Source organism: Paraburkholderia sp. GV068 (genome assembly GCF_003058125.1).
GTDB classification, from domain to species: Bacteria; Pseudomonadota; Gammaproteobacteria; order Burkholderiales; family Burkholderiaceae; genus Paraburkholderia; species Paraburkholderia graminis.
This window is the reverse complement of record NZ_QBUB01000013.1, coordinates 229,884-254,460: the sequence shown is the minus strand read 5'-3', so window position 1 is coordinate 254,460 and position 24,577 is coordinate 229,884. Positions and strand designations below refer to the sequence as shown.

The following is a 24,577-nucleotide window of genomic DNA, read 5'->3' as shown; positions in this document are numbered from 1 at the left end:
CGCCGCCACCGCTGGAAGCCTTGCCGCTATTGGCTCTCCCGCTTCCCGTGCCCCGGCGTCCGGAGCACGAAAGAGCGAGATTCTAGCGAGCCGGCCGGCGCCTTGCAAGCGTTATCTGCATTTATTCAAGGCGCCTTTTCTATACGGCCAATTTCTTCCGCAACAGGCGGTTTGGCGTCCGGCCTCAATGCGCCCGCAGCGGATGCTCCGATGGTCCAGTCATGCAGCACCGTGTACGCAACCGCCAGCAGCGTCGGTCCGATGAAGACCCCGAGGAAGCCAAACGCGAATGCGCCGCCGAGAATGCCCAACATGACGAGAATCAACGGCATGTCGCTGTTCTTGCCGATGAGAATTGGCTTGATCACATTGTCCGACATGCCCACAGCGAGCACGCCCCACACAACCAGGAAAATCGCCCAGCCGGTCGCACCGCCGTGATAGAGCCAGATGGCCGCGGGCAGCCATACGATCACAGGCCCGCCCGGTATTACCGAGAGAAAAAACGTAGCCAGTCCCAACAATGCAGGCGCCGGCACACCAGCGATCCAGCAGCCGAAGCCAGCCAGAATGCCCTGAACAAGCGCCGTGCCCAGAATTCCGTAGACCACGCCCTTGACGGTGCTGCCCGCCAGCGCCAGCAGATAGTCGGCGCGCTCACCCGCGATACGCCGCATGCCTGCGTTCAGCCACGCGCCGGCGCCCTCTCCTCCGGTGTAAAAGAAGAAGGCCAATATGATACTTAACGCGAGCAGGCCGAGACCGTGAGTCACGGCAATCCCTGCGGCAAGGATCCACTTGCCGGCCGGCGCCGCAAGCGTACGCAACTGCGCGATCAGTTCGGAATTACTGCTTGTCAGACTTTCCCAGAAACTTTGGATGCTCGAACCGACCACGGGAATTCGCGCCACCCAGGGCGGCAAATCCGGCAAGCCTGCTTCGAACAACCGCTGGACCAGCGCGACTATGTCGTGGACGTGCGCGCCAAACGCAAACCCGGCGTAGACGAACGGTCCCAGCACCACAATCAGGATGATGAGCACGATCAACGTCGCCGCCAGCTTGCGCCTTCCGCCAACCGCCGCGGTCAGTCGCCGGTAGAGTCCCCACGAGCTGTAGCTGAGAATCGCGCCCCACAAGAGAGCGGTCGTAAAAGGCGCGAGAACCAGCAACGAGCCGCCCACCAGGATAATCAGGGCAAACACCGCCGCGAGACGTTCAATCAATTGGTCCGATTTCACCATGAATCTCCTGTTGCGCCAGACCGAGGCGGCGAGCACGGACGCGCGTCGACGCCCGTAAAAAGCGGTCAGTATATATAAGCGACTTCCGCTTCCCCGCCCTCTTATATTATTTGACGAAGTCCCAACACAACGTACGTCGCACGTACGGCGCAGGTCTGATTTTTCATGCGGAAACGTCCTAATCGATCCCGCGCTACGTCCCGAATAATATGGCGCGGCGTAAACGACTAGAATATAAGGTTCTGTGCACCCAACTTCCGGATTTATGCGCTCGCGAATCGCCAAACGTCTCCCCCCCGATGCCGACAAACTTGTCGGTCTTTCGCTCGCGCTTTTCGCGTCGGGCAGCCGCACCGAAGACCGCTTCTGGGAAGCGAAACTCGATGCGCTGCTGGCCAAGATCGTGCGCAACGCCAACCAGACCACGCTCGATGCAGCGCTCGACCACCTGCAGCAGAATCATCCCGATGCCTACGGCGCGCTTGCCGACATGGCCGAAACGCACAGCGAGTCGTTCGTCATCGAGCATGAAGGCGTGACGTATGAAGCGCTGTTGATCGCCGCGCCGATCCTCGCGTGGACGCGCTACATGATTCCGTCGGGTCCGCTCAAAGCCGACGCAGCCGACGCCCTGCGCGCGCATCTGCAGGCTCACGTGCTCGCGGCCAACACGCGCGTCGCCATGGCTCCGTTCCTGTATAGCATCGACCAGTTGCCGCGCCATCACGTCGAAACCTGGCGCATTGCACAGCAGCTTGCACAAGCAGCCATGGCTGGCGGCAATCTCAAACTCAACTTCGGCGAATTGCCGGAAACGTCGCCGATTCTTGCCGACCCGCGCTTCCTCCTGGCGGTGGTCGCGGCCCCGGTCGGCGAGCCGACTTTTCGTTGGCAGGAAGAGGAACACGGCAGCCGGATCGAGCGCGGCCAATGTCTCGAGCAATGGGCAACGCAGGGCGGCGCCAACCTGTCACTCGTGCTGCCGGGCTGCGAATTCGAGTGTCTGTTGCCGGATGCGTACTACTCCGCATGTCGCGACGCTGACGAACGCGTGCGTCCTCACACCGTCCGGACCGCCGTGCGTTATCTATTCGACACAATTGGCGCAGCGCCGCAAGAACTCCGCGCGGTGGTTGCCGGCTTCGGCGAGCGCCGCATCGACGAATACCGCGTCGGCTTCACGCGCCGCGGCAGCAACGAGGTGATTTACGGCGTCGTGTGGCCGCTGTACGGCCGCGAAAACGGAGAAGCAGGCATCGACGAAGAGCCGCAGGAAACTGCGCCGCCGGACGCTCCGCTCGAAGAAATCGTCGCGCTGCTCAAGGAAACCGGCGTGACTGACGTGCGTCGTCACGCAGGCCGGTTCGAGCCTGAATATTGCGATGACTGCGGCGTGCCGCTCTACGCCGACCCGCTCGGCGAAATCGTTCACGCCGAAATGCCCGAAGACGCCGAGCCCGCGCAGCCGCACTTTCACTAGGCAAGCGCGCCGCCGGCGCGTTGCAGTCCATCAAAAGCCTCGCCCTGTGCGGGGCTTTTTCATATGTCATTCCTCTTATGCCTTTTGGACAGGCCGTCAAACCGAAGGGAATTTGTCATGATAGAGACGGCGACGCATCGCAACGCCTGGCACAACGCGAGGCGACTGCATCGCGCCAATTCGCCCGACACATCTGGAGACATGCATGCGATTCTCGATACTCAACTCAGACGCGGAACGACGCGACGGCCTCAAAGCGCTGTTGCGGCAAATCAACCGGCTTGCGCGCTTTAACGAAGCACAAGACTGGCGTCAGGCCGAACGCACGCTCAAGCGTCAGTGGCCCGACCTGTTCGTCATCGACTGGCAGGACTGGATGTCGGTCAAGGACGTGCGGCATCTGCTTAGCCACTATCCGGACCTGCGCATCGCGGTGCTGACCGACAGGATTTCGCCGAAGGCGGTGAGCGAACTCATGGACGAGGGCGTGCGCGGCGTGGTGCCGCGCGAAACCGACCCGTGCCTGATCGTGCGCGCCTTTGAAATGGTGCTGCTCGGCGGGCACTATGTGCCGTCCGGCGCGCTGCCGCTCAAGCCGCCGCTGCCGGCAGACACGGCGATCCGCCCGTTCGACGAAAAAAGCCCGCCGCCGCGCCGCGTCAGGTTGTCGAACGGACTGTCGCCTCGCCAGCAGCAGATCATGCGCTGCGTCCATATGGGCAGCACCAACAAGATGATTGCGCGCACGCTCGGCATCAGCGAGGGCACCGTCAAGATCCATCTGACGAGCATATTCCAGCAACTCGGCGCACCCAATCGCGCGGCCGCGGTCGCGCTTTACAACGGCTGGCTGGCGAACCATTTACAAGTACTGCGCAATAAAGGACAGAGCCTGCTTCGTCCGGTCATGGGTCAAGCGGGCCTGGTGCCGCTGCGGCGCGCAGCACTGCGGCGCTTCGAATACCCGTTGTCGGCTAACGAGACGGCGGCGCCCTTGCCGATGGCAGCCGAGCCCGGCACGGCATACGACGACGGCGAGTCCGCCGCCGACCTTCCGCCAGAGCCCGTCACCGAAGGTTCGTCGTGAGATGACGGACCGCGCGCGAGCGTGATGCGCGATTTCTGCCAGCGCGTGCACCGGCTGGCATGGAATCCGCTCACACCTTTTGTCGTCCAACGAGTAATATGAGACTCATGGGTTTCCTCTACACACCGCTTCCATTCTGGATCGCTGTCGGTGGCTGGATCGCCACTGCGATAGTGGTCGCGCTCGCGCTGTGGAAAAATCCTTTCAAACGACTTCAGGACGGCACGTTGCAGCACGTGTGGCTGGCGATCATCGTCGCCGTGTCGGTGCTGTGGGCAAGCAACGCATGGCTCGACGACGGCACGGTCATGCATCTGCTCGGCGCGACGCTCGTCGTCACGCTGTTCGACTGGGCGCTCGCACTGCTTGCAATGGCGGTGGTCACCGGCCTCGCGGGTCTCATCTTCGACGCACCGTGGCAAGGCATCGCGCTGACTTTTCTCGTGTTCGGCGCGGTGCCGGTCGGTATTTCCACGTTGCTTCAGCGGGCCAGCATTGCGTGGCTGCCGCGCAATCTCTTCATGTTTATCTTCGGCCAGGGCTTTCTGTCGCCGGCTATTGCCGTTTCGCTCACGGCGGCTGCGGCGCTCGGGGTTCATGTTGCGCTCGCCGGCGGTTCCGCGACTGTGATACCGGCGGGCTACGCGCTCAGCGTGCTTCTGCTGGCCACGGGCGAAGCCTGGTTCACGGGGATGTCTACCGCATTGATCGCGGTCTACCGCCCTGCATGGGTCACCACTTATGATGTCCGGCGATACCGGCTCGGCGGACCGCGCACTTGAGCGCGACGCAAGGTCGTAGCGCGCGGCTCGTATGTGCGGCTCGCGTGCGAGTGAGCTCTTCGCGCCGTTGCGAGCAAACGCGCGCCTCGCATAACAAAGCCCCGCAAAATAGCGGTCGAAAAATAGTTGCGGCACGATTGAACTCAACCATGCCGCCAGGCATCTTACGTGCCTCACGTCTTATTAGCGTCTAACGAACTTGATGGATTGCACCAACGCACCGCGCCGATTACTGCGGCTGGTCGGCCGGTTGGCAAGTTTCGCAGCGAGCCTCTCGCTCGCTTGCACCGCGCCCGCATTCGCCGACCAACTCGAACAGCACAACGATCTCGTCAACAGATTTGTCAATGAAATGCGCGCCGACCCGCTCGTCGCGGATTGCGCCGCGCATGGCAATTTTGTCGCGAGCACGTCGACCGCCTTTGATCACGTCGAGTTTCCTCCCAGTTCGTTCGACAGCGCACACGCGTCGATCACGCCGTGGAACGATTCGTTCGACGAGGGCAAGCAGCGTGTCAAGGTCGACAACATCGTCACCGTGGAAGGACTCGGCATCCGTCAGAACGGCGCAGGCGACGCAGCGGATCTGAAGTTCCGTTGCGGCTACGTCGGCTCGCAGATGCTCGCGTTTAGCTGGAACGACCCGGTGCCGCCTACGCGCGCACGCAGCGTGGAGCAGCCGCAGTCGCGCGCGACGTCGGGCAAGCATCGCGGGAGCAAAGGCAAGCAGGCGGCAAGTGGCAAGAGTGCAAAGAAGAGCACGGCCAAATCGTCGAAGAGCACGTCGAGTAAATCGTCGAGCAAGAAAGCGCCGGTGAAGAAGAAACACTAGGACGGAGAAAGATCTGACAGCGCGCGTCCGATGCCGGCGATACGACGCGTATGACGGTAGCTGCGAATTCAGCATGGCGACCAACGCTTCGCGAGCGTCCGCGCGAATCCAAACTCAGCACCCTACTCCCCCTGACCCGCCAATAAAAAAAAGCACACACGCAATCCGTGTGTGCCCTTCCCTTCTATTGCAATTGCGCGCAGCGAATCAGCCGAACGTCTCCAGATGCCGCAAGATCGCTTGCAGCATCGACGCCCCGAGTGACGCGCTGCGCTCGCCGTTCCAGCCCACGCGTTCGTCGGGCAAGTTGGCGTTGTCCTTAAAAGGCATCTCGAGCGTCAGCGACAGGCAGCCAAATTCATTGCCGATATATTTCGAAGCGAGCTTGAGCGCATCTTCGCGATACTTGCTCGCAGCATAGCCGTACTTGTCCTGAAAATCAGGGCTCGCCTGCTTGAAGGCTTCGATAAACGCTTTCTGTTCCTCGCGTTGCCGCTCGGTGAATCCCGGCAGCATCTCGGAACCGGCCACGAAAACATACGGCAGCGCCTCGTCGCCGTGAATGTCGAAGAACAGATCGCAGCCGGTTGCGTGAATCGCGTCGCGTACGACGAGCACCTCGGGACTGCGCGCGGCATCCGGCTCCATCCACTCGCGATTCAGATTCGCGCCCGCCGCGTTGGTGCGCAGATTGCCGCGCACGCTGCCATCCGGATTCATGTTCGGCACGATGTGGAACACCGCGTGATCGTAGAGTTTGCGCGCAACCGGATCGCCCGCCCAATCGCCCCAGCCGACGAGCCGCTTCACGAGTCCTTCGATAAACCATTCGGCCATCGTCTCGCCCGGATGCTGACGCGCGATCAGCCAGATCTTTTTCTTCGGCATCTTCAGCATATCGCCGCTTTGCGGTGTGCCGAGCGTGAGCAGGGAAACCGGCCGGCCTTCGACGGTCGTGCCCAGTTCGGTCAGCGTGGCCTGCGGCATCTGTTGAACTGCGCCCAAAAATTCGGCGTGGCGCTCCTCGCTGTACGGCTCGAAGTACGCGTAGTAAATGCGGTCGAACTCCGGCGTGTGGTCGATGGTGAGCACCCGGCCGTCATACGATGTCGGCACGCGAAACCAGTTCACGCGATCGTAGCTGGCCACGGCCTGGTAGTCGCGCCAGCCTTCCGCGAACGCGCACGCCGCCGCATTTTCGAAAGTCATCACGCAGCGCTCGCCGGCCGCGCCCGAGAGCCGGAAGTAGAACCACTGCGCGAACTCCGCGTGGCTGTCCGGCCGAACGCGCAAGCGGATATTTCCCGCGCTCGCGCAGGACAGCACCTCGATCGCGCCTGCGTCGAAGTTGCTCGTAATCGATAAACTCATGATGTGGTTCCCTGCATGATTGTGCGGCGCTCCGTCGGGCGGCGCTCCGCCTAGTCAGCGACGCGGCGGCGAAATACGTAAGTGGAATCGTTCGACGCTTTAGCGTCGAATGCATAGCCTTCGGAGTCGAACGCCTTCAGTTGTTCCGGCTTGTCGACGCGGTTCTCGACCGCATAGCGCGCCATCAACCCGCGCGCGCGCTTCGCATGAAAACTGATGATCTTGTAGCGGCCGCCCTTCCAGTCTTCGAACACCGGCGTAATGACCGGCGCGTCCAGCAGCTTCGGCTTGACCGACCTGAAATATTCGCCCGACGCGCAATTCACGAGAACCCGCGAGCCTGCGGCGCGCTTCTTCAATTGCGCGTTCAAGGCCTGCGTGATGCGCTCGCCCCAGAACGCGTACAGATCCTTGCCGCGCGGATTGGCGAGGCGCGTGCCCATTTCCAGACGGTACGGCTGCAGCAGATCGAGCGGACGCAACAGGCCATACAGTCCCGACAACACGCGCACATGGTTCTGCGCAAAGTCCAGATCCGCCGACGACAAGGTCTTCGCATTGAAGCCCTCGTACACGTCGCCGTTGAACGCGAGCACGGCCTGCTTCGCGTTGTCCGTGCCGAAGCGCGGCGACCACTGCGCGTAGCGCTCGTGATTGAGGTGCGCGAGCTGGTCGGAAATGCTCATCAGCGAGGCGATCTGTTGCGGCGACAAACGGCGTAGACCGCTGATCAATTCCGCGGCATCGTCGATGAAATCGGGGATCGTGTGCTTCTTGACGTGAGGCGGGGTGTCGTAGTCGAGCGATTTCGCCGGCGACAGAACGATTATCATAGAGGCTTGCAGGCACGCCGTGCCTGGCGGTCAAAGACGAAAGCCAGATTGTAACGAATGCCCGGTTCCCATGCCTCAAGCGGCGCTTTGCGCGTCGTTCTCGATTCCAATGTATGGATCGACATTCTCGTGTTCGACGATCCGCACACGCGGCCGATTCGCGCCGCGCTCGAAAGCGGCGCGCTCGCCGCGCTGATCGACGCCCGTTGCCTCGCCGAACTGACTTACGTGCTCGACTATCCGCAATTCGTCGAACGCAACGTGGATAAGTCCGCGGCGCTGGCGGTCGTCGCGCGGCTCGCGCAGCTTGTGGAGCTCGCCGCGCAGCCGGAAGACGCGCGGCCGCTGCCGAAATGCAAGGACCGCGACGATCAGAAATTCCTCGAACTCGCGCACGCCGCTCAGGCGCACTGGCTGATTTCGAAAGACCGCGCCGTGCTGAAACTCGCGAAGCGGATCGCGCGAGATTTCGGCTTTCAGATCGCACAGCCGGCGCCGTTCGCGGCTTCGCTAAGTGAAGCGCCTGGCGGTTCGGCAAGCGCTTCCACGAACGCGGCGACCCCAGCCGTGGAAACCCCGGTATAACCCTGGCCTCGCGGCCGTCGGCACACAGCAGCCGCGCACGCCGCGCCGCGATTCCCTACAATCAGGCTTCGCCGGTTTCAAACGATGCCTTCGCCCACTCACCCGTTTCGCCGAACAGCGCCATGAAAGCACCGCACGACACGCCCATGAGTCCCTCGTTTCCCTCGCGCCTGCCGAACGTCGGCACCACGATCTTCACCGTGATGAGCGCGCTCGCCGCCGAGAAAGGTGCGGTGAACCTCGGCCAGGGCTTTCCCGACTTCGGCTGCGATCCGCGCATCGTGGATGCGGTCGCGAACGCGATGCGCGACGGCCACAACCAGTATCCGCCGATGGCAGGCGCCGCGCCGCTGCGCGCAGCCATCTCCGAGAAGATCGCCAACCTGTACGGACGCCGCTACGACGCCACGACGGAAATCACCGTCACCGCCGGCGCCACCCAGGCGCTGTTGACCGCGATCTTATGCACGGTCCATCCTGGCGACGAAGTCATCGTGATCGAGCCGACCTATGACAGCTATCTTCCGTCGATCGAACTGGCCGGCGGCAAGCCGGTATTCGTCACGCTCGACGCGCCGGACTACGCGATCCCCTTCGACAAGCTCGCCGCCGCCATCACGCCGAAAACGCGGCTCCTGCTGATCAACACGCCGCACAATCCGACCGGCACGGTCTGGCGCGCCGACGACATGCGCAAGCTGCAAGACATCGTGCGCGGCACCAACGTGCTGATCCTGTCCGATGAAGTGTACGAGCACATGGTCTACGACGGCGCGCCGCACGAGAGCGTGGCGCGTTATCCTGAACTGGCGCAGCGCAGCTTCGTCGTGTCGAGTTTCGGCAAGACCTATCACGTAACGGGCTGGAAAGTCGGCTACGTGGCGGCGCCCGCGGCGCTGACAGCGGAATTCCGCAAAGTGCACCAGTTCAACGTGTTCACCGTGAATACGCCGATGCAGATCGGTCTGGCCGACTACATGAAAGACCCGGCGCCCTACCTGGAGCTCCCGGCGTTCTATCAGAAGAAGCGCGATTTTTTCCGCGCCGGTCTCGCGAATTCCCGCTTCAAGCTGCTGCCTTGCACGGGCACGTACTTTCAATGCGTCGATTACTCGGCCATCAGCGATCTGCCCGAAGCCGAATTCGCGCAGTGGCTGACCGGCGAGATCGGCGTCGCGGCGATTCCGGTTTCCGCGTTCTATCACGAGGCGCATGAGTCCGGCGTCGTGCGCTTCTGTTTTGCAAAGCAGGAAAGCACGCTCGCCACGGCGCTCGAGCGGCTGGCGCGGCTCTAGCATGTCGCGCGCGATGCTGCGAACGAACCCACGTTCCTCGCCATCGCGCGTAGCGGCTAATGCGTGTGGTGCGCGGCGCGGCTCGCTTCATGTCGCGCGTTGCATTGTGCGTGACGTCGTTCCTTGCATTGCGCGCCGCGTTGCATCAAGCCGGACGCGACGCCGCGATATACGCCTTACGGTCCTCGGTCACGCGCTGCGCGGCGGGCCGTCCGTTGATCGCCTTCACATAGCTTTTCCAGTCCACGCCGGCATCGAGCAAAAAGTCGCGGCCGTAAATAGCCTGCGTCGTCATGCCGACAAGCGGCAAGCTCACGAAGCCCGCGGCGTCCGCGATACTGAACCGTTCGCCGCGCAAGTACGGCGCGAACTTCGCGATCCGCCTGAAGCCCGCGATGTGATGCGCAAGCAGCTTCTCGACGCGGCCCTTGGTCGCGTCGGTGACGGTGCCGCCGAAAAACGCTTCCTTGTACAGATTGCGCGCCGTCAGCTCCAGATGCACGTCGACGAACGTGATCAACTCGCGCTCCTTCGCGGCCTCCCACGGATCGGCGGAGAAAATCCGCTTGTCGGGAAAGCGCGCGGCCAGGTATTCGACAATGCATTGCGACTCGCAAAGATCGCCGTCTTCCGTCTGCAGGTAAGGCACTTTGCCAAGCGGCGAATGCGCGACGACGGCCTCGTCCTGGCTCGGCTGCACGAACACTTCCTCGAACTCGATGCCGTGTTCCAGCAGAACGAACTTCACCTTGTTGTACTAGTTCGAAAGCGCGAATCCGCAGAGCTTGATCATCGTTGTCTCCTCATTGCTTCGGTAGGTGAGGCCGCCGGTCCGAGCAGAGGCGGCGGCCGCCGCGCAACCATCGAGTAATTGCACGAGCGTGCTATTCTAAAATAACCATGGAGTCGAGCAACATCATGACCTCTCGCAACTTCAGCATCGAGACTATCGGCATTGTCGGCAGCGGCGCGATGGGCCGCGGCATTGCGCAGATCGCGGCGCTCGCGGGCCTGAGCGTGCGCCTGTACGACACCAATCCGGCTGCTATCGGCGCCGCGCGCGACTACCTCGCCGAAACGTTCGCCAAACTGACCGCCAAAGGCAAGCTCGACGAAGCGCGCTCGCTTGCTGCGCTCGCCAACGTCAAGGCCGCGCATGCGATCAGCGAACTGGTCGACTGCGACCTCGTGATCGAAGCGATCGTCGAAAAACTCGACGTCAAGCAGGCGCTCTTTCGCGAGCTAGAGACTGTGGTCAGCGGGCGTTGCGTACTCGCGTCGAACACGTCGTCGCTGTCCATCACGGCGATTGCCGCGGGCTGTACCGACCCGTCGCGCGTGGTCGGCTATCACTTCTTCAATCCGGTCCCGCTGATGAAAGTCGTCGAAGTGATCGACGGCCTGCGCAGCGACCGCGAGGCGGGCGACGCGTTGATGGACCTCGCGCGCCGTATGGGCCACACACCGGTCCGCGCGAAAGACATGCCGGGCTTCATCGTCAATCACGCGGGCCGCGGCATGAACACCGAGGGCCTGCGCGTGGCCGGCGAAGGCGTGGCGAGCTTCGTCGACATCGACAGGATCATGCGCGAGCAAGCGGGCTTTCGTCTCGGCCCGTTCGAGCTGCTCGACCTGACCGCGCTCGACGTCTCGCACCCGGTGATGGAGTCGATCTACCATCAGTTCTATGAAGAGCCGCGCTTCACGCCCTCGCCCATCACCGGCACGCGGCTCGCGGGCGGACTGCTGGGACGCAAGACGGGCGAAGGGTTTTATCGCTACGAAGACGGCATGCAGCAGGTGCCCGCGGAGGCGCCCGCGCCCGCAACGTTGCCAGGCAGCGTGTGGGTCAGCAAGCGTTACCCGCAAGCCTATGAAGCCGTCGTGGAACTCATCAGCAAGGCGGGCGTGAAGCTCGACGAAGGGACGATGCCCGCCGCCGACTCGCTGATCGTCGTCACGCCGTTCGGCCACGACGCAAGCACGGCCGCCGTGGACGAAACGCTCGACGCGAGCCGCGTCGTCGCGATCGACGCGCTCTTTCCGCTCGTCGGCGCGCAACGCCGCACGCTGATGACAACACCCGCGACCACACGCGCCGCGCGCGATGCGGGCCACGCGCTCTTTGCCGCCGACGGCGTGCCCGTCACCGTGATCCGCGACTCGACCGGTTTCGTCGCGCAACGCGTGGTGGCCACGATCGTCAACATCGGCTGCGACATCGCGCAGAAACAGATCGCGACGCCGCAAGACATCGACCTCGCGGTGACGCTCGGCCTCGGCTATCCGCGCGGCCCGCTCGCACTCGGCGACGCGCTCGGCGCGGCAACCATCCTCACCATTCTGCGCAACATGTACGACGTGCTCGGCGATCCGCGCTACCGGCCATCGCCGTGGCTCGCGCGCCGCGCGCAACTCGGCATGTCGCTCACGCAATGCGACGCCGCCGACAACCCCACGGAGACACAATCATGAGCGCCGAACTGCTGACCTCGCGCCCGCCCGAAAGCGAATCGACGCTGGTCCTCACGCTGTCCAATCCCGGCGCTCGCAACGCGCTGCATCCCGACATGTACGCGGCGGGAATCGAAGCACTCGATTCGGTGGAACGCGATCCGTCGATTCGCGCCGTCGTGATCGCGGGCGCGGACAACTTTTTTTGCGCGGGCGGCAATCTGAATCGCCTGCTCGAAAATCGCGCGAAAGATCCTTCCGTGCAGGCACAAAGCATCGACCTGCTTGCCGAGTGGATTTCGGCGCTGCGGTTTTCGTCGAAACCGATCATTGCCGCCGTCGACGGCGCCGCAGCCGGCGCGGGCTTTTCGCTCGCGCTCGCGTGCGATCTGATCGTCGCTGGTGAAGACGCCAAATTCGTGATGTCGTATGCACGCGTCGGCCTCACGCCCGACGGCGGCGGCTCATGGTTCCTCGCGCAGGCCCTGCCTCGCCAACTCGCAACGGAAGTGCTGATCGAAGGCAAGCCGATCGGCGCCGCGCGTTTGCACGAAGTGGGCGTCGTCAACAAGCTCACGAAGCCGGGCACCGCGCGCGACGCCGCGGTTGCGTGGGCCGACGAACTCGGCAAGATCTCGCCCAATTCGGTCGCGCGCATCAAGACGCTGGTGTGCGCGGCCGGCACGCAGCCGCTTTCCACGCATCTGGTTGCGGAGCGCGATAACTTCGTCGCTTCGCTGCATCATCGCGAGGGGCTCGAGGGCATTTCCGCGTTCCTCGAAAAACGCGCTCCCGTGTACAAGTGAACAAGGATCATGGCCGCCTATCAGCTACCCAAGCGCCGCCGCATTTACCTGATGCGTCACGGCGACGTGACGTACTTCGACGACTCCGGCCGCACGATCGATCCTGAAACCGTGCCGTTGAACGCCAACGGCCGCGAACAGGCGAGCGCGGCGGGCCGCGTGTTCGCTGAGCAGCAGGTGCGCTTCGATCGCGTGATCGTCAGCGGCTTGCCGCGCACGATCGAAACCGCGCAGCGCGTGCTGGCCGAGACCGGTCAGCAGATCGAACTGGAGATCGAGCCGGCCTGGCAGGAGATTCGCGGCGGCAAGCTGCGGCAGATTCCGCTGCAAGACCTCGAAGCGGCGTTTCTCGGCGTGTTCGACGGTATCGTGCCGGAAAGCACGCGCTTTCTCGATGGCGAGACGATCGGCGAGTTGTTCGATCGCGTCGTGCCCGCGGTCGCCGCGTTGCGCGAAGACAGTTCGTGGGACACGGTGTTGCTGGTGCTGCACGGCGGCGTCAATCGCGCGATTCTGTCGCATGCGCTCACCGCGGGCGGCCGCACGTTCTTCGGGCATCTCGCGCAGGCCACCGGCTGCATCAATGCGCTCGACGTAGGCACCGCACCACGCGACTGGGTGCTGCGTGCAATCAACTATTCGCCGCCGTCGCCGCTGCATCGCGACATCCGCAATACGACGATGGAAATTCTCTACGCACAATTCATCCAATCCACGCGTAGCTGAAACCGAACCGGAGGAGACACATGGCGCAAGCGTCACACAGCGGCGAGCCGGAACAGCAAGCGGATTACTCGGCCTTCGAGGGCACGCGCCCCGTCAACGAGCGTCAGCGCTTTGACGGCGACGCGCTCGCCGCGTGGCTCGCGCAACACGTCGACGGTTTTTCGGGGCCGCTCACGGTCGAACAGTTCGCCGGCGGCCAGTCGAACCCAACGTTCAAACTGGTCACGCCCTCGCGGGCTTACGTGATGCGCGCGAAGCCTGGACCTGCGGCGAAATTGCTGCCGTCCGCGCATGCCGTCGAGCGCGAATATCGCGTGATGCATGCGCTTGCCGACACGGACGTGCCCGTCGCCCGCATGCTCGCGTTATGCGAGGACGAAAGCGTGATCGGCCGGGCCTTTTACGTGATGGAGTTCGTCGAAGGCCGCGTGTTATGGGATCAGTCGCTGCCGGGCATGAGCGCCGATGAACGAGCCGCAGTCTACGACGAGATGAATCGCGTGATCGCCGCTCTCCACAGTGTCGAGCCGGATAGCGTGGGTCTTTCGGACTACGGCAAGCCGGGCAACTACTTCGCGCGTCAGATCGGCCGCTGGAGCAAGCAGTATGTCGCGTCCGAAACCGAACCCATCGACGCGATGCAGCGTCTGATCGAATGGCTGCCGCAGCATATGCCGGCCGAGACGGGGCAACGCGCGTCGATCGTGCATGGCGATTATCGGCTCGATAACCTGATCTTCGATCGCAAGGAACCGAAAGTGCTTGCCGTGCTCGACTGGGAGTTGTCGACGCTCGGCGATCCGCTCGCGGACTTCGCCTATCACTGCATGGCGTGGCACGTCGATCCCGCGCAGTTTCGCGGCATCGCGGGTCTCGACTGGGCAGCGCTGGGCATTCCCGACGAGCAGCAGTACGTCGAGCGCTATTGCAAGCGTACCGGCTTCGAGATTCGCGGCGACTGGAATTTTTACCTCGCCTACAACATGTTCCGTATCGCCGCGATTTTGCAGGGAATCATGAAGCGTGTCGTCGATGGCACGGCGGCGAGTGCACAAGCTCTCGACGCAGGCCGCCGCGCGAGACCGATGGCCGAGCTCGCCTGGCGTTACGCGCAGAAAGTGCGCTGATGACCGGCGCGGGTGCCGCGCTTCATCACGCTTGCATGCTTGCACTTCAGGCAGCGCCCACATTGAATGTCGTCCGTTATCCGCGAGGTCATAGATGAATTTCGATTACACCCCGAAGGTTCAGGCGCTGCGCGAAAAGCTGCTCGCCTTTTTCGACGAGCACATTTATCCGAACGAGCACGCGTTCTACGCGGAGATCGCGCAAAACCGGCAAGACGGCAACGCGTGGCAGCCGACGCAACTGATCGAAGAACTCAAGCAGAAAGCGCGCGACGCGGGGCTCTGGAATCTGTTCCTGCCCGACTCCGTGCGTGGCGCCGGGCTCAGCAACCTCGAATACGCGCCGCTGTGCGAAATCATGGGCCGCGTGCCCTGGGCGCCCGAGGTGTTCAATTGCAATGCGCCCGACACCGGCAACATGGAAACCATCGAGCGCTACGGCAGCGAAGAGAACAAGCGCGAATGGCTCGAACCGCTTTTGCAAGGGCACATTCGTTCGGCATTTCTGATGACGGAGCCGGAAGTCGCTTCGTCGGATGCCACGAATATCCAGACCAGCATCGTGCGCGATGGCGACTATTACGTGATCAACGGGCACAAGTGGTGGTCTTCGGGCGCGGGCGATCCGCGTTGCAAGATCTACATCGTGATGGGCAAGACCGATCCCGATGCGCCGCGCCATCAACAGCAGTCAATGATCCTCGTTCCCGCCGACGCCACCGGCATCACGGTGCGCCGTCCGCTTTCCGTTTTCGGTTACGACGACGCGCCGCACGGCCACATGGAAATCACGCTCGAGAACGTGCGCGTGCCGGCGGCCAACATGCTGCTCGGCGAAGGCCGCGGCTTCGAGATCGCGCAAGGCCGCCTCGGACCCGGACGCATCCACCATTGCATGCGTCTCATCGGCCTTGCGGAGCGCGCGCTCGAATTGATGTGCAAACGGTCGCTGCAACGCGTCGCCTTCGGCAAGCCTGTGGCGATGCAAGGCGTGACGCAGGAGCGCATTGCAGAAGCGCGCTGCATGATCGAACAGGCGCGCCTGCTCACGCTCAAAACCGCGTACATGATGGACACGGTGGGCAACAAGAGCGCGCGCGGCGAAATTGCGATGATCAAGGTGGTCGCGCCTAACATGGCGTGTCAGGTGATCGATTGGGCGATCCAGGCGCACGGCGCCGGCGGCATCAGCGACGACTTCCCGCTCGCGTACGCTTATGCGTCGGCCCGAACGCTGCGTTTCGCCGACGGTCCCGATGAAGTGCATCGTAATGCGATCGCCAAGCTCGAACTCGCGCGTTATATGGAGCCGGGCGCGGCGGCTCGCGTCGAGACGCCGGTTACGCGCGTTTGATGTCTTGCCTGCGGGAAACGTTTTATGCTCCGCTGGCGGCGGCGTTTTGACCGCGCCGGTCTTGGGCTGTCGCCAGCAGCATCGTGCGATCTATGCTCTAATTTTCGCGAAGCGCGGCGCCCCGGTGGCGCCGCTGTCACAAACGAAAAGGAGCGAGGATGATCGACGTCTATAGCTGGGCGACCCCGAACGGCCACAAGGTCCATATCATGCTCGAGGAGACGGGCCTCGAGTACAACGTGCACGCAATCAACATCGGCGCCGGCGATCAGTTCAGCGCCGAATTTCTGGACATCAGCCCGAATAACAAGATTCCGGCCATTACGGATTCCGAAGGCCCACAAAGCGCGGACGGCAAACCGTTCGCGTTGTTCGAATCGGGCGCGATACTCATTTACCTCGCCGAGAAAACCGGCCGCTTTCTGCCGACCGATCCGGCTGCCCGTTATTCAGTGCTGCAATGGCTGATGTTCCAGATGGGCGGACTCGGTCCCATGCTCGGGCAGACGCACCACTTTCGCATCTACGCGCCCGAGCCGATCGAATACGCGGTCAACCGCTACACGAACGAAACGCGTCGCCTGTATGGCGTGATGGATAAGCAACTCGGCAAGACGCAATATCTCGCCGGGAACGACTATACGATTGCCGACATCGCATCGTTTCCGTGGACGCGTTCATGGCAGAACCAGGGCGTCGAACTCGACGCATTTCCGAACGTGAAGCGATGGCATGAAGAGATCGCCGCACGTCCGGCGGTTATGCGTGGTGTCGAAGTGCTCGCGTCCGCACGCAAACCGCTGATGGACGACAAGGCTAAAGAGGTGCTGTTCGGCGCGACGCAGTACGCGAAGCATTAGGGCGTAGGTGTTGCTGCGGCGTGTGCCTCGTGCCGTTCGCGTTGTGCGTTTTTCTTTCGCGCAAAGAAGCGCGAGGCGGCTCGCATGCCGCCCGCGCCGTGTGCTTTCGAAGCGGCCCGTCAAGCGCTCAGAAATAGTGGCGCGTGATGAACTCGGCGACGCACACCGGCCGGTCAGCGCCCTGCCGCTCCACGGCCACATTCCATATCACTTGCACGCCCGCATTGTCGACATCTTCGACCGACGCGACAGCGAACTGCGCGCGCAATTGGGAGCCCACCAATACCGGCGACGTGAACCGCACGCGGTTCAATCCATAGTTGACGGCCATGCGTTGCTCGAGCCGTACCGTTTTTTGCAGCAGCGCCGGAATCAGCGAAAGCGTCATGAAACCGTGCGCAATCGCACCGCCGAACGGCGACTCACGCCGCGCGCGTTCGGGGTCGACGTGAATCCACTGCTGGTCGCCGGTGGCCTCGGCGAAACGATCGACACTCGGCTGGTCGATCGTCACCCAGTCGCTGACAAGCGCCGCTCCGCCGACGAGCGCGCGCAGCGCCGCACTATCGCGGAACACGGCACCAGGCGACGCGCTCGGCGCAGTCATGATGAAGCGCCCGGATTGCGCAAGCCGAACAGGCCTTTGGAGCGCACCGTGATCACCGTCTCGCCATGCTGATTGATGCCCGCCCATTGCGTGGACACGATGCCGCGATCCGGCTTGCTCTCCGACACGCGCTTGTCGAGCACCGAGTTCGTCATGGTGATCGTGTCGCCGACGCGAACCGGCTTCAGCCAGCGTATTTCGTCGATGCCGGGCGAGCCCATCGACGTGGAGCCCGCCAGCGCGTTGCGCACCAGCATGCCCATCATGACCGAACAGGTGTGCCAGCCGCTCGCCACCAATCCGCGAAATGCGGACGCTTCGGCGGCGGCTTCGTCGACATGGAACGGTTGCGGGTCGAACTTCTGCGCGAACTCGACGATTTCCTCGCGCGTGAAAGTGTGCTTGCCGATTTCGGTCGTCGAGCCGACCGTCATGTCCTCGTAACTCAGACCCATCTCTTTATCTCCTGGCTGGCCGATTCGGTCGGCTAATCAAACTTCCGTGCTGATAAACGCAGGCAGCGCGGCAAACCGTGCGAGGTGATGATCGACATCGCCCAACGTGGTTTCAATGATAGCGAGACGTTTGAACAGATGCGCGGCGGCGACCTCGTTCGTCACGCCCATTCCGCCGTGCAACTGCACCGCCTGCTGGCCGACGAAACGCGCAGCCTGCCCCACGCGTACCTTGGCCGCGGAAATGGCGTGGCGGCGTTCGTCGACGTCTTCGCTCGAATAGCGCATGGCGGCAAGATAGGTGACCGAACGCGCCTGCTCGGCGTGAATCAGCATCTCGACCATGCGATGCTGCAATGCCTGAAAGCGCGCGATGGGTTGGCCGAACTGCTGGCGCGTCTTCGTGTAGTCGACGGTTGCGGCGTTCAATGCGTCGAGCGCGCCGAGCGCTTCCGCGCACAACAGCAGCGTGCCGTAGTCCGCGATGTGCTCGAGGGCCGCCGCGCCCGAGTGCGGGCCGCTCAAACGCCGTGCCGGCGTACCGTTGAATTGCAGTGTGGCGGCGCGTTGTCCGTCGATGGTGCGGTAGTCGGTGAGGGTCACGCCTGCCGCATCGCGCGCGACGACGAAAAGTGCGATCTCGCCATTGGCACGCGCGGGCACGATCCAGTGATGCGCCTGCGCGCCATGTATCACGACCGATTTCGTACCCGTAAGCGTGTGCTGTTCACCTTGTCCGCTCGCGGTGGTCGCGACGTCGAACAGATCGTAGCGCGCCCGCGGTTCGTGGAATGCGACCGCGAGCTTGATCTCGCCTTGGGCCGCACGCTCGAGCAGCGACACGTCTTCGCCCTGGCCCGTCCCGGCAAGCCGCAATGCCTCGATGCCAACCGCCGTCGCCCAATAAGGCTCGACCACCAAAGCGCGGCCGAGCTCCTGCATGACCACGAGCATATCGACGGGTCCGCCGTTGAAACCGCCTTGCGCTTCGGGCACCGGCAATGCGGTCAGGCCCAACTCGGTGAAAGCTGCCCAGTGAGCGTCCGAAACACCGGCATCCGAACGCACGATCGCCTGGCGCGCTTCGAAGCTATAGCTCTTGTCCAGATAGCGGCGCAGCGCGTCGGCGAATTGTTGCTGCTCGTCGTTGAAAGTGAAGTCCATGCGCCGCTCCTCAAAGTCCGAGAATCATCTGCGCGATGATGTTCTTTTGAATTTCATTCGAGCCGCCGTAAATCGACGTCTTGCGGAAGTTGAAGTAATACGCGGCCAGCGGCGCGGCATCGTCGTCTCCAGCAATGCTGTGCTCGCGTTCGCCCTCGAGGAACGGCGCGTCGAACGGAGCGGCGAGTGGCCCGACGGCTTCGACCATGAGTTCGGTCAACGCCTGCTGCACCTCCGTGCCCTTGATCTTCAGCATCGACGCTTCCGGTCCCGGTCCGCGTCCGCCTGCTTCGTTAGCGACCACGCGTTGCACGGTGACTTCGAGAGCCATCAGTTCGATCTCGAGATTCGCGACTTTTGCAGCGAATACCGGGTCATTCAAAAGGGGCTTGCCGTTCTTTTTCTGATCGAGCGCGAGGCGCTTCAGAAAAACCAGCTCGCGCTTAGACTGACCGACGCGCGCAATGCCGGTGCGCTCATGCCCGAGCAGATATTTTGCGTAAGTCCAACCGCGATTTTCCTCGCCGATCAGATTCTCGACCGGCACCTTCACGTCTTCAAAGAAAACTTCGTTGACCTCGTGGTCTTCGTCGAGCGTGATGATCGGCCGAACGGTAATGCCCGGTGTTTTCATGTCGATGACCAGGAACGAAATGCCCTCCTGCTTCTTCGCGCCGCTGTCGGTGCGTACGAGACAAAACATCATGTCCGCGTGCTGCCCCAACGTGGTCCAGGTTTTCTGCCCATTGACCACGTAATGATCGCCGACCCGTTCGGCACGCGTGCGCAGCGATGCGAGATCGGAACCGGAGTCCGGCTCTGAATAGCCCTGACACCACCAGTCAGTGCCGTCGAGAATGCGTGGCAAGTAGTAGCGTTTCTGCGCCTCGTTGCCGTACTTCATGAGAACCGGCGCGACCATCGACACACCGAATGGCAACACCGTCGGCGCGCCGACACGGGCGCACTCTTCGTCCCAGATATGGCGCTGCGTGGCATCCCAGCCGGGGCCGCCGTATTCTGTCGGCCACGCGACAACCGACCAGCCGCGCGTGCCCAGCAGCTTGTGCCAGTTGGCAAAGTCGTCGCGGTTCAAACGCTTGTGGTTGAGTACCTTCTCGCTGAGTTCGCGAGGCAGATTGGCTTCGAGCCAGGCGCGGATCTCGGCGCGGAACGCCTTCTCAGCGGGGGAATAGTCCAGATTCATGCGTAGTGTCTCCTGGCCGCCACCACCCGCCGCCAGAGAGCCACTGCGCTATTGCAGAGGTTCCTTTAAGGCAGCCGGGACCGGCAGCGGCATCACTTCGATGCCTTCTTCGACCAAAGCTCGCGCGTCTTCCGGCGTTGTGACACCGCGAATATTGCGGGCGGGCGCTTCGTTGTAGTGAATGCGCCGCGCTTCCTCGGCGAAGCGGTCGCCCACGTTCTCGGTCTTCTCCAGTACCTCGCGCAATGCGCGCATGACACGCGCCTGCAATTCACCTGCGGCCGCGGGCGCTTTCGCTTTCGCCTCTACCCCATGAGAGAGATTCAGGCGCGGAGCCGACGGCAAACGGCTCACTTCTTTCGCTCCGCAAATCGGACATTCGACCAGCTTGCGGGACTGCTGCGATTCGAAGTCATCAGCCGAAGCAAACCATCCTTCGAACCGATGGCCGTGCGGACACTGTAAATCGAGGACCTTCATATGGAATCAGGGCTTGCGTGCCAGTTTAGCGCAAAACGAAAATTTGTGAACGGTCGTTCGTAAAAACTTCACGCGCAACGCGCGACGAGTTGGGCGCTGCCGGAAGATGAGGCGCGGTGGGCGATTTTAACGCTTTGCGCAGACCCCTGCCGAAGGCTGTATGACTCCGCGCAATGCGGCGTGCGTGCGTGAGCCAACGCCCAGCGCTTCGCCCCCAACGACGTATCAGCCTCACGCGTGCGAACCCCTCCGTTCACGATTGACGCTCACGCCACCAGGCATTCCAGCCGACGATTGAAGCGCGGTTCAAGCTCCCGCGCCTCTTTGGCAAGGTTGACCTGTTTAGCCGTTTTGGCGACGTCGAAAACGTCGGCCTTGATGTCGTAGCCACCGCGCGCGTTCAGCCAGTCCAGCACGTCCGACAGATGCCAGACTGACGCGCTTCCCTCGTGCACCGGCGGGGGAAATTCGACCGCATGGCTCAACATGAGCTTGCGCATGTTTTGCCGCGATACGCCGGCAATTTCGGCGACGTCGGTCAACCCGACGAAGTCGGGCCCGGCTTCGACAAGCCGTGCCGACGGCACCGCCTTTTTGACGTCTCCGAGCGCGCTGACCAGTGCCTCGACCGCCGACGGTGCTTCGCGCGAAAAGACGAGCGCCAGTCGCCCCGCTTGCCCCACGCCGACCGTGGCGTCGTCGCAGCCTGCGTCGCCCAGGCGTTCGACAATCGCGTCAAGATCACTGTCTTGCGCGGCAAGCTTATACTTCAACGTGAACGTATATTCCATTTGCTACTCCTGCTTTATTCGGCCACAACGTTGCCTACTCAATGCTTTTGCGAACGATGCGCCGTGCAATTGTCGACCACACGCCGCAAATGTCTAGCGTGGTTATCAGCATTCTTCGGCGTACTCCATACGCTTGAAATGCAGAATTCTCCGCAACGGCACTCCGCATCTTTGTAAGGGCAATACATTTTTCCCCAGGCGTGGCCCTTGCCTCCGCTCTGTATGCGCCACCCGCGCCGCTCGGCATAAGCCAGCGCAGCCTCGATCTCTTTTTTAGCGTGGACTCCACGAACCATCCTGTCCTCCAATTTAATACTCGCGAATCGGGTTGTCAAGTGACAACCAGATTTTAATCGCGGAGCTCAACCGCCTCACATGCTTCGTTATCCCGATTAATGCAGCAGTGAAGACGTTTGCCGGCCTTCCATACTAAAGTTGCCGCCGCGATCACGCGAGACTGCCGGATGGCATAGGACAAAGGCGCTCATATTCAGACACCGCACGCCGCGGTAAAGACAGAAGCCTTATCGCGCTTCAGAGTGACGAAGCCCCTGCCGGTCGACGACCGGCAGGGGCTTCCTGGATGCGGCGCAAGCGTCGCCTGCGCGTTGGGAGACTCTGAAAAAACTACTGCGGCTGCGCCATCGGCCAGACGCCGGACAGCACTTTCTCCAGCCAGAACGTGCCGATGATCGTTTTCACGTCAGTGATCTTGCCGGTCCGCACCCACTCGGACACTTCGGGAACCGTAGCAGTAAACATCTCGAGGAACTCGCCGTCGTCGAGCTTGCGCTCGCCCGCAGTCAAGCCGCGCGCGAGGTAGATGTCGATGAACTCGGTCGAGTAGGAAATGATCGGGTGAACACGCGTCAGGTACACATACTCGCGCGCCGTGTAGCCCGTCTCCTCGCGCAATTCGCGAATGGCGCAAGCGAGCGCGCCTTCGTTCGGATCGAGCTTGCCGGCCGGATACTCGACCATGACCTTGCCCATCGGATAGCGATACTGGCTTTCCAGCAGCACACGGCCGTCGTCGAACAGCGGAATCACCATCACGGCGCCGGGGTGCTCCACATACTCACGGGTAGCATGCTTGCCGTCGGGCAGGCGCACGGTGTCGCACTTGAGCGTCAGGAACGGCCCCTGGTGGACCGTCTTACTGTCGACACAGGTCTCGGTAAGGACGGCGTCGTGGTCGGGAAGTTCAGCCATATGCGGACCTCGGGACAGCTTGGTGCGCGACGGCGAGACGCCGTCAGCGGCGTTTGACGAGATACTGGAAAGTGAAGCCGGGGAAGGCGAACACGACGAACAGCGCGAACGTGATCGCGTAGAACTGCCAACCCTGTTCGAAGCGGTTGCCGGCGCGCGCTTCGAGCAGAAAGCCCAGCGCGCCGACCACGAAGTACAGCACGATCAGCTCGGCAATCCGGACCCATGCGCTTTTCTTCGCCGCCTTCAACGGGACGGCAGCGAAGAGCCGCTGATTCAGGAACGGCAGATTGGCGCCCACCAGCGCCAACAGCACGATAAACCAGCCCGCTGCCGACATCAGAACGACAGCGTGTGCTGGATAGCCTGCAGGCAAGCTTTCAACAGCGGATCGGGCACGATGCCCAGCACCAGCACGGCCACGCCATTGAGCGCGAGCAACGCGCGCGTGCCCGTGTCCGCGACGATCGCCGACTTGTCTTGCGGCTCATCGAAGTACATGAGCTTCACGATACGCAGGTAGTAGAACGCGCCGAACAGCGACGTGATCACCGCGAGCACCGTGAGCCAGGTCAGGCCGGCGTTCATCGTGGCCTGCAGCACCGCGAGCTTCGCGTAGAAACCGACCGCAGGCGGAATGCCGGCGAGCGAGAACATCATCACCATCATGACGAACGCGAACACCGGGCTCCGTTGGTTCAGCCCCTTGAAGTCGTCGAGCGTATCCGCTTCGAATTCGCGGCGTGCGAGCAGCATGATGACGCCGAAGGTGCCCATCGTCGTGATCAGATAGACGATGCTGTAGTACATCGCCGAGCCATAGGCGCTCGCAGCACCGGTGGTCTTGTGATCGACCACGCCGGCCAGCAGGCCGAGCAGCACGAAGCCCATGTTCGAGATCGCCGAGTACGCGAGCATCCGCTTGACGTTGCGCTGCACGATACCCGTGATGTTGCCGACGATAAGCGACAGCGCCGCGAGAATCACCAGCATTTGCTGCCATTCGACAGCGAGCGGCAGCAGACCCATCACCAGGAAGCGCAGGCCCCATGCGAATGCCGCCACCTTCGGACCACCGCCGACCAGCAGCGTCATCGCCGTCGGCGCGCCCTGATAGACGTCGGGCACCCACATGTGGAACGGCACGGCGCCCATCTTGAACGCCACACCGGCGACGATGAAGATAACGCCGAACAGCAGCACGCTCGGATCGTAGTGGCTCTGACCGATCGCCTTGAACACTTCGTTCAGATCGAGCGAGCCGGTCGCGCCGTACAGCATCGAGATGCCGTACAGCAGGAAGCCCGAAGCCAGCGCGCCGAGCACGTAGTACTTCATGGCCGCTTCGTTCGACGGCGCGGCTTCCCGACGCAGTGCGATCACGCCATAGAGCGACAGCGACATCAGTTCCAGACCGAGATACAGCGTCAGGAAGTTGTTGCCGGAGATCATCACGAGCTGACCGAGCAGCGAGAACATGCCGAGCAGGAAGAACTCGCCGCGATACAGCCCGCGATCTTCGAGGTAGCGGCGCGAATACACGATCGTGACCGCGTAGCCGAGTGTCACCACCGCTTTCATCAGGCTCGCGAACGAGTCGACGACGTACATGCGGCTGAAGAAGTAATGCACCGACGGGTCGAACGCATTGACCGCGAACCAGATGCCGGCGACGAGCGACGACAGGAACGCGATGAAATACGTGGTACGGCGACCGGCCTGGCCGACGAACGTGTCGTTGAGCCACGCGACGACAACGGCGAGCATCACCAGTGCGTCGGGCAACAGAGCAGTCATAGGGGCGTTTTGCATGGTCTTTAATTCC

26 protein-coding genes are annotated in these 24,577 nt (G+C 62.6%); 12 read left to right on the top strand and 14 right to left on the bottom strand.

What is annotated here, in order from left to right:
- Nucleotides 1-125 precede the first annotated feature (125 nt).
- On the bottom strand, nt 126-1,241 hold the full coding sequence (locus C8K18_RS25020; protein ID WP_258196196.1) for an AI-2E family transporter: 1,116 nt from the start codon (nt 1,239-1,241) through the stop codon (nt 126-128).
- 268 nt (nt 1,242-1,509) lie between these two features.
- Between C8K18_RS25020 and C8K18_RS25015 the strand changes: the two genes are divergently transcribed.
- From C8K18_RS25015 to C8K18_RS25000, 4 genes are all read left to right on the top strand, one after another.
- A complete protein-coding gene (locus C8K18_RS25015; protein WP_107710110.1) occupies nt 1,510-2,724 on the top strand; it encodes a DUF2863 family protein in 1,215 nt (404 codons plus the stop codon).
- Between the two features lie 205 nt (nt 2,725-2,929).
- Nucleotides 2,930-3,811 (top strand): response regulator transcription factor, encoded by an 882-nt coding sequence (locus C8K18_RS25010; RefSeq protein ID WP_029969763.1) that lies wholly within the window; start codon nt 2,930-2,932, stop codon nt 3,809-3,811.
- A 107-nt stretch (nt 3,812-3,918) separates the two neighbouring features.
- Nucleotides 3,919-4,593, top strand: a complete 675-nt coding sequence (locus C8K18_RS25005) for an energy-coupling factor ABC transporter permease (RefSeq protein ID WP_029969765.1) — start codon at nt 3,919-3,921, stop codon at nt 4,591-4,593.
- A 202-nt stretch (nt 4,594-4,795) separates the two neighbouring features.
- Nucleotides 4,796-5,425, top strand: a complete 630-nt coding sequence (locus tag C8K18_RS25000; protein ID WP_029969766.1) for a BspC domain-containing protein — start codon at nt 4,796-4,798, stop codon at nt 5,423-5,425.
- A gap of 207 nt (nt 5,426-5,632) precedes the next feature.
- Here C8K18_RS25000 and C8K18_RS24995 read toward each other — a convergent pair whose 3' ends face one another.
- Both C8K18_RS24995 and yaaA read right to left on the bottom strand, forming a co-directional pair.
- Nucleotides 5,633-6,796, bottom strand: a complete 1,164-nt coding sequence (locus tag C8K18_RS24995) for a M14-type cytosolic carboxypeptidase (RefSeq protein ID WP_107710114.1) — start codon at nt 6,794-6,796, stop codon at nt 5,633-5,635.
- A gap of 50 nt (nt 6,797-6,846) precedes the next feature.
- Nucleotides 6,847-7,629, bottom strand: a complete 783-nt coding sequence (gene yaaA, locus C8K18_RS24990) for a peroxide stress protein YaaA (RefSeq protein WP_006052872.1) — start codon at nt 7,627-7,629, stop codon at nt 6,847-6,849.
- A gap of 57 nt (nt 7,630-7,686) precedes the next feature.
- Between yaaA and C8K18_RS24985 the strand changes: the two genes are divergently transcribed.
- Together C8K18_RS24985 and C8K18_RS24980 are read left to right on the top strand one after the other, a co-directional pair.
- Nucleotides 7,687-8,214, top strand: coding sequence for a putative toxin-antitoxin system toxin component, PIN family (locus C8K18_RS24985; RefSeq protein WP_107710116.1), 528 nt, complete (start codon nt 7,687-7,689; stop codon nt 8,212-8,214).
- 122 nt (nt 8,215-8,336) lie between these two features.
- Nucleotides 8,337-9,509 (top strand): pyridoxal phosphate-dependent aminotransferase, encoded by a 1,173-nt coding sequence (locus tag C8K18_RS24980; protein ID WP_107710119.1) that lies wholly within the window; start codon nt 8,337-8,339, stop codon nt 9,507-9,509.
- Nucleotides 9,510-9,654: 145 nt separating this feature from the next.
- Here the strand turns inward: C8K18_RS24980 and C8K18_RS24975 are convergent, their stop codons facing one another.
- On the bottom strand, nt 9,655-10,257 hold the full coding sequence (locus tag C8K18_RS24975; protein WP_258196186.1) for a glutathione S-transferase: 603 nt from the start codon (nt 10,255-10,257) through the stop codon (nt 9,655-9,657).
- Between the two features lie 170 nt (nt 10,258-10,427).
- Between C8K18_RS24975 and C8K18_RS24970 the strand changes: the two genes are divergently transcribed.
- From C8K18_RS24970 to C8K18_RS24945, 6 genes are all read left to right on the top strand, one after another.
- Nucleotides 10,428-11,984, top strand: coding sequence for a 3-hydroxyacyl-CoA dehydrogenase (locus tag C8K18_RS24970; protein WP_107710302.1), 1,557 nt, complete (start codon nt 10,428-10,430; stop codon nt 11,982-11,984).
- Nucleotides 11,981-12,769, top strand: coding sequence for an oxepin-CoA hydrolase, alternative type (locus tag C8K18_RS24965; protein ID WP_107710122.1), 789 nt, complete (start codon nt 11,981-11,983; stop codon nt 12,767-12,769). The genes C8K18_RS24970 and C8K18_RS24965 overlap by 4 nt, the downstream gene beginning before the upstream one ends.
- Before the next feature lie 9 nt (nt 12,770-12,778).
- The gene (locus tag C8K18_RS24960) at nt 12,779-13,495 is read left to right on the top strand and encodes a histidine phosphatase family protein (protein ID WP_006052878.1); all 717 of its coding nucleotides are present in this window, start codon (nt 12,779-12,781) and stop codon (nt 13,493-13,495) included.
- A 20-nt stretch (nt 13,496-13,515) separates the two neighbouring features.
- Nucleotides 13,516-14,622: a phosphotransferase gene (locus C8K18_RS24955; RefSeq protein ID WP_006052879.1), complete on the top strand. Its 1,107-nt coding sequence runs from the start codon at nt 13,516-13,518 to the stop codon at nt 14,620-14,622.
- 94 nt (nt 14,623-14,716) lie between these two features.
- Nucleotides 14,717-15,976, top strand: a complete 1,260-nt coding sequence (locus C8K18_RS24950; protein ID WP_107710124.1) for an acyl-CoA dehydrogenase family protein — start codon at nt 14,717-14,719, stop codon at nt 15,974-15,976.
- A 158-nt stretch (nt 15,977-16,134) separates the two neighbouring features.
- A complete protein-coding gene (locus C8K18_RS24945; protein ID WP_107710126.1) occupies nt 16,135-16,836 on the top strand; it encodes a glutathione binding-like protein in 702 nt (233 codons plus the stop codon).
- A 127-nt stretch (nt 16,837-16,963) separates the two neighbouring features.
- Here C8K18_RS24945 and C8K18_RS24940 read toward each other — a convergent pair whose 3' ends face one another.
- The 10 genes from C8K18_RS24940 to nuoN all read right to left on the bottom strand — a co-directional run bounded on the left by C8K18_RS24940 (nt 16,964) and on the right by nuoN (nt 24,564).
- Nucleotides 16,964-17,443: a MaoC family dehydratase gene (locus C8K18_RS24940; protein WP_053857821.1), complete on the bottom strand. Its 480-nt coding sequence runs from the start codon at nt 17,441-17,443 to the stop codon at nt 16,964-16,966.
- Nucleotides 17,440-17,898 (bottom strand): MaoC family dehydratase, encoded by a 459-nt coding sequence (locus tag C8K18_RS24935; RefSeq protein ID WP_006052883.1) that lies wholly within the window; start codon nt 17,896-17,898, stop codon nt 17,440-17,442. The genes C8K18_RS24940 and C8K18_RS24935 overlap by 4 nt, the downstream gene beginning before the upstream one ends.
- A gap of 36 nt (nt 17,899-17,934) precedes the next feature.
- Nucleotides 17,935-19,062, bottom strand: a complete 1,128-nt coding sequence (locus tag C8K18_RS24930; protein WP_107710128.1) for an acyl-CoA dehydrogenase family protein — start codon at nt 19,060-19,062, stop codon at nt 17,935-17,937.
- A gap of 10 nt (nt 19,063-19,072) precedes the next feature.
- The gene (locus C8K18_RS24925) at nt 19,073-20,269 is read right to left on the bottom strand and encodes an acyl-CoA dehydrogenase family protein (RefSeq protein ID WP_107710130.1); all 1,197 of its coding nucleotides are present in this window, start codon (nt 20,267-20,269) and stop codon (nt 19,073-19,075) included.
- A gap of 48 nt (nt 20,270-20,317) precedes the next feature.
- The gene (locus tag C8K18_RS24920) at nt 20,318-20,749 is read right to left on the bottom strand and encodes a DUF1178 family protein (RefSeq protein ID WP_029969785.1); all 432 of its coding nucleotides are present in this window, start codon (nt 20,747-20,749) and stop codon (nt 20,318-20,320) included.
- 266 nt (nt 20,750-21,015) lie between these two features.
- Nucleotides 21,016-21,540 (bottom strand): AlpA family transcriptional regulator, encoded by a 525-nt coding sequence (locus C8K18_RS24915; RefSeq protein WP_053857818.1) that lies wholly within the window; start codon nt 21,538-21,540, stop codon nt 21,016-21,018.
- A 38-nt stretch (nt 21,541-21,578) separates the two neighbouring features.
- A complete protein-coding gene (locus C8K18_RS33810; RefSeq protein ID WP_006052888.1) occupies nt 21,579-21,836 on the bottom strand; it encodes a hypothetical protein in 258 nt (85 codons plus the stop codon).
- A 331-nt stretch (nt 21,837-22,167) separates the two neighbouring features.
- Nucleotides 22,168-22,752, bottom strand: a complete 585-nt coding sequence (locus C8K18_RS24905) for an NUDIX domain-containing protein (protein WP_006052889.1) — start codon at nt 22,750-22,752, stop codon at nt 22,168-22,170.
- A gap of 43 nt (nt 22,753-22,795) precedes the next feature.
- The gene (locus C8K18_RS24900) at nt 22,796-23,092 is read right to left on the bottom strand and encodes a DUF2818 family protein (RefSeq protein WP_006052890.1); all 297 of its coding nucleotides are present in this window, start codon (nt 23,090-23,092) and stop codon (nt 22,796-22,798) included.
- Nucleotides 23,092-24,564: an NADH-quinone oxidoreductase subunit NuoN gene (nuoN, locus tag C8K18_RS24895; protein ID WP_006052891.1), complete on the bottom strand. Its 1,473-nt coding sequence runs from the start codon at nt 24,562-24,564 to the stop codon at nt 23,092-23,094. Before nuoN ends, C8K18_RS24900 begins: the two co-directional genes overlap by 1 nt.
- Between the last annotated feature and the right edge of the window lie 13 nt (nt 24,565-24,577).